The 6,433-nt window shown below is 62.4% G+C and carries 6 protein-coding genes; 2 read left to right on the top strand and 4 right to left on the bottom strand.

Annotated features, from left to right (window positions below; genetic code table 11):
* Nucleotides 1-778: 778 nt before the first annotated feature.
* Nucleotides 779-1,258 carry a hypothetical protein gene (locus ACLP9N_RS23195; protein ID WP_442409591.1) on the bottom strand — a complete coding sequence of 160 codons (480 nt, stop codon included), beginning with the start codon at nt 1,256-1,258 and terminating at the stop codon, nt 779-781.
* A 96-nt stretch (nt 1,259-1,354) separates the two neighbouring features.
* Between ACLP9N_RS23195 and ACLP9N_RS23200 the strand changes: the two genes are divergently transcribed.
* On the top strand, nt 1,355-3,688 hold the full coding sequence (locus tag ACLP9N_RS23200) for a type I restriction endonuclease subunit R (protein WP_442409595.1): 2,334 nt from the start codon (nt 1,355-1,357) through the stop codon (nt 3,686-3,688).
* A 155-nt stretch (nt 3,689-3,843) separates the two neighbouring features.
* Here the strand turns inward: ACLP9N_RS23200 and ACLP9N_RS23205 are convergent, their stop codons facing one another.
* Nucleotides 3,844-4,182: a recombinase family protein gene (locus ACLP9N_RS23205; RefSeq protein WP_442409592.1), complete on the bottom strand. Its 339-nt coding sequence runs from the start codon at nt 4,180-4,182 to the stop codon at nt 3,844-3,846.
* Between the two features lie 577 nt (nt 4,183-4,759).
* On the opposite strand from ACLP9N_RS23205, the gene ACLP9N_RS23210 reads away from it, so the two are divergent.
* A complete protein-coding gene (locus ACLP9N_RS23210; protein ID WP_442409593.1) occupies nt 4,760-5,539 on the top strand; it encodes a hypothetical protein in 780 nt (259 codons plus the stop codon).
* Nucleotides 5,540-5,686: 147 nt separating this feature from the next.
* Here ACLP9N_RS23210 and ACLP9N_RS23215 read toward each other — a convergent pair whose 3' ends face one another.
* Both ACLP9N_RS23215 and ACLP9N_RS23220 read right to left on the bottom strand, forming a co-directional pair.
* Entirely contained in the window at nt 5,687-6,232 is a 546-nt protein-coding gene (locus tag ACLP9N_RS23215) for a hypothetical protein (protein ID WP_442409594.1), read from the bottom strand.
* Between the two features lie 106 nt (nt 6,233-6,338).
* Nucleotides 6,339-6,425 carry a helix-turn-helix domain-containing protein gene (locus ACLP9N_RS23220; RefSeq protein WP_442409596.1) on the bottom strand — a complete coding sequence of 29 codons (87 nt, stop codon included), beginning with the start codon at nt 6,423-6,425 and terminating at the stop codon, nt 6,339-6,341.
* Nucleotides 6,426-6,433 lie beyond the last annotated feature (8 nt).

Here is a 6,433-nt window from a genome sequence, read left to right on the forward strand (position 1 = left end):
TCTTGCCTGAGCGACGGCCGACGTAGGAAATCATCACCAGGTTTCGGCCCACAACGTTGCCCAACAGGGGCACATCAACCAGCTTGGCCGCGACAGCGTTGAAGGCGGGCACTATCGGGGTACCGAAAATTCCGCGGCGCATCACAATCTCCTGGGGCCGAGCGATGCTCGCCAGTCTAGCTGGGCCTCAGCCGACACTTACGTGGTGGTAGTGGGCAGGCTGCGGTGATCGTCGACGTCAAGCGGCTGGGGGTGATTTGGCGACGGTCGTATGCAGCCGTGCAAGATGCCGACGAGTCCCCACCATGTCAGTCCCGGTCGCCACGAGTCCTTCAAATTCCCTTGCCGCAACGGGGAATCGGGGCCGACTGCCGGTGGCATCTGGCGGATCGGTGATGTGAGATCACCAGGTGGAGTCGTCGCGGACCCATAACCGGCTTCCTCTACGAGGTCTCGTCGCTGAGCGTCGTCGAGTGGTGGGCGGTCTTGGGGTGCTGGGTAATCTGGCATTGCCGGTCCTCGTTCCGGCCCCTGGACGGCCAACCTGGCCATATCCAATTCAGCCGTGCTTACGCCCAGCCGCGTACCGGTCGGCTGTCCGCAGGGGCGGCATGCTCGTCGGAGACGGCGCGCTGGGAACCAGGTGGTCAAGGATTGGTGGTGTGCGTCAGGCACTTTCGGTAGTCGTAGCGGCCACATCGCTGCCACGTCCGCGTCCATCCTTTTAGCCGTGGCAGGCCAGAAGCCCAGCTCCTTGGCCAGTGCGGCCTGCGTTGACTCAGTCATTGCTGGCCTTCCCCTTGGATCGCGTGCCGCGGTCGGTGTGTCCTGGCGTCGGTGGTTTGGGGGGCAATGGCTCCAACAGCGTTGGATCCGTGGGAGTTTCGACTCCAACTAAGTATCCAGACTCCGGTTCACCGGTGTCGCCGTCCGGTATAGCATCCAGGTCAGCCCACCAGCGCGCCGGAATCGTGTAGCCGTGGTTGTCCGGCATCGCCCGTTCGATGAACTGCCTGGTGGTCTCGGTCGGTCGCCGGCGTATGGGCGGTTTGCAGGGCTCCACCTTGTCCAGGGTGGCGAGGTTGAACGAGCCGCTCGAGATCACGGACAGCACGTGATACTTCGGCTTGCATTCGGCGCGGCCACCGAAGCAGAGCGCCGAACGGAGGTGGTCAGGGTCGTGATACCACAGCGTCAGTTTCAGGCCGTCACCGTCGATTTCGACGCGTCCGTCGTCATGAACGGCAACGACCTTCACTTTGAGATCGGCTGCCCGTCCTCGTGCGTTTTCTTGGCCTGTATCCAGGGCATGAGATGGCCGGGGCCATACGACCCGCAGGAATGATTCCGAGGCATTTGCAGTTACTGGGCGGTCCGAAAAGCCGTCGACTGCACGGTCGATGCGGTCGAGTCCGACGGGCGGGCCGGTGTCGTCTGGCTCACCCAGGGTTCGGGCAAGAGCCTGGAAATGTTGTTCTACACCGGCAAGATCACGCGCCACCCGGCGATGGAGAATCCCACCGTCGTGGTCCTCACCGACCGCAATGACCTCGATGACCAGCTTTTCGACGAGGTCTTCGCCGGGGCCAAGGTGGGTGCGCCGCTGCCAGAGGTGCCAGTCCAAGCAGAGTCTCGCGATCACCTCAAGCAACTGCTCCAGGCCCGCGAGGGCGGCGGCATCATCTTCTCTACGATCCAGAAGTTCGGGCTGTCCCAGGCCGACAGGCAGGCCGGTCGGCCGTTTCCGCTGCTGTCTGAGCGAGTGAACGTCGTGGTGATGGTGGACGAGGCGCACCGTTCCAATTACGACTTCGTCGACGGCTTCGCGCGGCACTTACGTGATGGCTTACCCAACGCCACGTACATCGGGTTTACTGGAACCCCCATTGAAAGTGCGGACCGTTCAACCCGACAGGTGTTCGGCGACTACATCGACATTTATGACCTGACGCAGGCGGTAACCGACGGTGCGACGGTCAAGGTCTTCTATGAGCCGCGTCTGGCCAAGGTCGAGTTACCCGCCAACGCGCACCAGACGCTGGATGAGGCATTTGCCGACGCGACGTCGGGTACCGAGGAGGAAGCGCGAGAGCGGCTCAAGACGCGGTGGGCGCGAGTCGAAGCGATCGTCGGGTCGGACAAGCGGATACGCGAGCTGGCCACCGATATCGTCACGCACTGGGAGCAGCGGCGCGAGGTGCTTGCTGGCAAGGGCATGATTGTCGCGATGTCGCGGCGGATCGCTGTCGCGCTGTATAACGAGATCGTCCGGCTACGTCCTGAGTGGCACTCCGACGATCCCGGACAGGGCCGGATCAAGGTCGTCATCACGGGTTCTGCCGCCGACGACGCGCTGCTGCAGCCGCACATCTACCCAAAGGAGACGCTGCGGCAGATCAAGAACCGCGCCAAGGACCCAAACGACCCACTAGAGCTGGTGATTGTGCGCGACATGTGGCTGACCGGCTTCGACTCGCCATCGATGCACACGATGTATGTCGACAAGCCGATGCGTGGGGCACCGCTGATGCAGGCCATCGCGCGCGTGAACCGCACGTTCAAGGACAAGCCAGCTGGCCTGGTGGTCGACTATCTCGGCATTGCTGAGGATCTCAAGTCCGCGCTCGCGGACTACACCAAGCGCGATCAGGACAACCAAGGTCTGGGCCAGGATCTGCGCGAGCAGGCAATACCCGCGCTAGTCGAGGAGCATGAGATCGTCTGCTCGATCCTGGAGGGCTATCCGTGGCGGCAGACGCTGGCGCGCGGCGGAGATCAAGCCTACCTGCGCGCCGTTGCCGGTACTGCCGACTGGCTGCTGGGTTACCACCCGGGCCTGGCCGAGTCGCCGTGCACCACGGAGACACCATGTCTGAAGTGCCGGTTTATGGCGCATGCACGCCGTGTCAGGTCGCTGTTCGTGGTGTGCGCGCCCGCCGATGAAGCGCTGGCGATCCGCGAGGACGTCGCGTTCATCGAGGCCGTTCGCGCTTCGATCACAAAGATTGAGGGCACCGATCGCGAAGGCGCCGACATCAAGGCCGAACTCGACGTAGCGGTCAAGCAGATTGTTTCAGAGCATGTCTCCGGCACTGGCGTCATCGATATCTATGCCGAGGCAGGGATGGAGCAGCCAGACCTGTCGTTGATCGATGAGAACTTCATCGACAAGTTCCGCCACAGCGACCGTCCGAACCTGCAGATCGAGATGCTCAAGCGGCTACTTGCTGACGAGATCAAGCTTGTCGGAAAACGCAATCTCGTGGCCGGGCGGGCGTTTTCGGACATGCTCGCCGACGCGGTGCTGCGCTACCAGAACCACGCTCTGGACGCTGCAGCTGTTGTCGCCGAGCTCGTCGCGCTGGCCAAGCAGCTCAAACACGAGCATGACCGAGGCGCCGAACTTGGCCTGCGCGAGGACGAGGTTGCCTTCTACGACGCCATCTGCCAGAACGACTCTGCCGTGCTGCAGATGGGCGATGAACTGCTGAAGAAGATCGCCCGCGAGCTGGTCGACTCCGTCCGCCGTAATGCGACCATCGACTGGAGTGAAAAGGAACAGGTGCGTGCCCGCATGCGCGCGACCATCCGTCGCCTGCTCACCCGCTACGGCTACCCACCGGACAAAAAGCCCGCCGCGATCGAACTCGTCATGGACCAAGCCGAATTGCTCGCCAGCGCAGCATGAGGAATTTTCTTCAGGAGCAAAGGGATGTCTCAAGTACCGCAGCATGTTTCGCGACAAAAATTATCGCCGCTTGTCAGACTCCTACACTACTTTTTGCAGCGTCACATCGAGTCGGCGGTTGTTGACACGTCAGACAGATAGCGCTACAGGGTCGTTCACCCTACTCGCAGCGTCTCGCAGATAACGGCTGCGGTCTCAGCATTGGATTTCATCCGCCTGGCAAGTGCAACCTGGTCAGGGTTCAGACTGGCAGGCTGACCGAACTTGCGCCCCGACTTGCGGGCGTGTTCGAGTTTCAGGGCCGTGCGCCCCCGGACCAACTCACGCTTGTACTCGGCGATGGACATCAGGATTCCAGCGACCATCCGCCCTGTACTGGTCGAGGTGTCCACGCCATCGTGGAGCGACCACATCGTCACACCGCGCTCGGTCAGTTCACGCAGGGTGTTGACGATGCCGCGCATGTTGCGGCCTAATCGACTGAGTCGCCACACGAGTCAGGATGTCGCCCTCGCGCAGGTAACGCATGCACTCGGCGAAGCCGGGCCGGTCATCGCGGGCACCAGACATGGTGTCGCGGAAAGTTCTTGCCGCGAACTCACTAACAATGGTGTCGTTGACTCGGGCGCTGACCAGAGGCGGTTTTTCCTAATTCCGAGTTCGACCGCATCGTTGACATCCTTAACACCATGCGGGCCGACGCGTTACCCACCGATGGACGGCGTGACTACGTCAGGATGGACAGCTCAGCGCCTACCCGTAGGAATTTGATACCTACGCGGTAATCACCATCGAGGTGATGCAGTAATCACCGCCGGGGTAAATGTCTCAATGCCGCCCAGGCAGAGTTCGCATACGCGCCGGTAGAAGCTGCTGCGGCTGCATGGAAATGGGTCCTGACTCGTATTGATAGGTGGCAATCAGGGCCGGTTGCGCTCCGCTCCGGTCTCAGTAGGTTCGCGGCCGTATCGGCGCAGTCAGAGGTACGGCGGAGGTACGGAGGACGGCGCTCGAACGATATGTCCACAACGTCTACGGGGTCTTGTCGGTGGAAAGGCGGATGATCGTCTGGTGAGTGATGACGAGGTGGCCGCCGGACTCTCGGAAGAGCAGGTGGTGGCGAAGTGGCAGGAGATCGCGCCAGGAATCGACAGGATGGCGGAACGGATCCAAGACCCCAATGACTTCCAAGTACGCCCTGGCTCGTCGCTGTCCGGCGACGACCAAAAGAGCAGCCCGTACTGCGTGTCTCATGCCGCTCGAATGTGCCTCGTAGGTGGAGTGGATCACCTCCATGCCGCCAAGTCGTTGGTACTCGACCTGCAGGTGTTGCACGCCGATGCGGTCTACAGCCTTGTGCGCGGATCGCTGGAAAACCTGGCGGGGGCCTTCTGGATCCTGCATCCGTCACTGCGTAATGACCGGATCGAGCGCACGTTGCGCTGGCATGCGAGAAACTTCAATGAGCAACGGATTGCGCTGGAACCGCTCGGACTGGCCGACGAGACGACGCGCGAAGCCAAGCTGGCCAAACTCGACACCGTCGCGACCCCGCGTGGAATCTCAACCGCGAACGTGCGGGCCGGGTATCGCAGCAGTACAGCGGTGAAGTACGCCGAAGAGCACTCGCCGGGTTCCGCTCCACTACTGCCCTGGCAGTTGTGTTCCGGGTTCGCGCACGGTCGACCCTGGGCCATCCTTGGGATGTCGGAGCAGGAGCAGTACGAGACCGCTGACCCCGGCGTGCTCAACCTCAGACTGACGAGCGACCTTAGCCGCGTGCTCTACCCCACACTTTCGGCATTCCGCTTAATGGTCGATGTCGTGAGGCTGCTCGACCAGCGGTCCTGATGGACCGAACCGCTGTTACGCCGCGACAAAGCCGCACAACGTAGACAACCGTTCCGGTGCCCACAGCGGTCGCGGCCCCGGTGTATCACCGAATGCCACGTGGCTGAACGTCACCATGTGTCAAGTAAACAGCTCTCAACGGCATACTCAACTGGGAACTTTGATAAGCCACTTCCGGCCGATGACGACGGTGCGGCCATCGTCGTGGGTGATGGTGTTGTCGCCATGCCAGCCGTCAGGTTGGGCAGTGACTGTGCCGTAGGCGAACACGAGCGTGTCGTCAGTGCGGTCGCGAGTCTGGCGCAGGAACTCGCCGTTGTCGTCGCGCTCTGCCCACATCACCCGGTCGCCGACCTGAATGTCGTGTTCCATGTAGGTGAACAAGGCGGTCTCGGTGTCGGCGAGCAGCAGTCCGGCCTGCACCTCGGCGGGGGTGGGGTCGCGTCCTACGTCCTCGCGGAAGACCCTGCCTGCGTTGGCTATGCCCTCGATAATCTCCGGCGCTGTGGTGGGGCCGTAGGTCTGCTCGTCGATTTCGGCCACCGTGGGGTAGCGGCGCAGCTCCGCGTACAAGCGGGCGATGAGGCGCTGTATTCCCTCGTCGATCTTGTCGGCGGGGGGATAGCCCCAGAGAATCTCGGTGTCGTCGTGGCCCTCGGTGAACGCGATGCCACTGTGGCTCCAATGGGTCATCTTGGTGTCTCCTCTCGTCACGCAGGGCCGGGTGGCCGCTGCTGGGGTGGATCGAGGACGGCGGTGGGCGGCAGGGTCGGGAGGAGAGGACCAGACGCTTGTGGTGTTAGGCGGCGAGGTAGCGGTAGAGCGTGGCGCGGCTGACCCCAAGGTATTTGGCGATGTCCTTGGCGGTGTGGCCGTCAGTCTTCATCCGCTTCG

It is taken from the genome of Mycobacterium sp. (assembly GCF_052144515.1).
Classification (GTDB): Bacteria; Actinomycetota; Actinomycetes; order Mycobacteriales; family Mycobacteriaceae; genus Mycobacterium.

Excerpts from the sequence above, each read along its gene's own strand:
- ACLP9N_RS23215 (WP_442409594.1), bottom strand. The coding sequence starts at position 6,232 with ATGACCCATTGGAGCCACAGTGGCATCGCGTTCACCGAGGGCCACGAC.
- ACLP9N_RS23220 (WP_442409596.1), bottom strand. The coding sequence starts at position 6,425 with ATGAAGACTGACGGCCACACCGCCAAGGACATCGCCAAATACCTTGGG.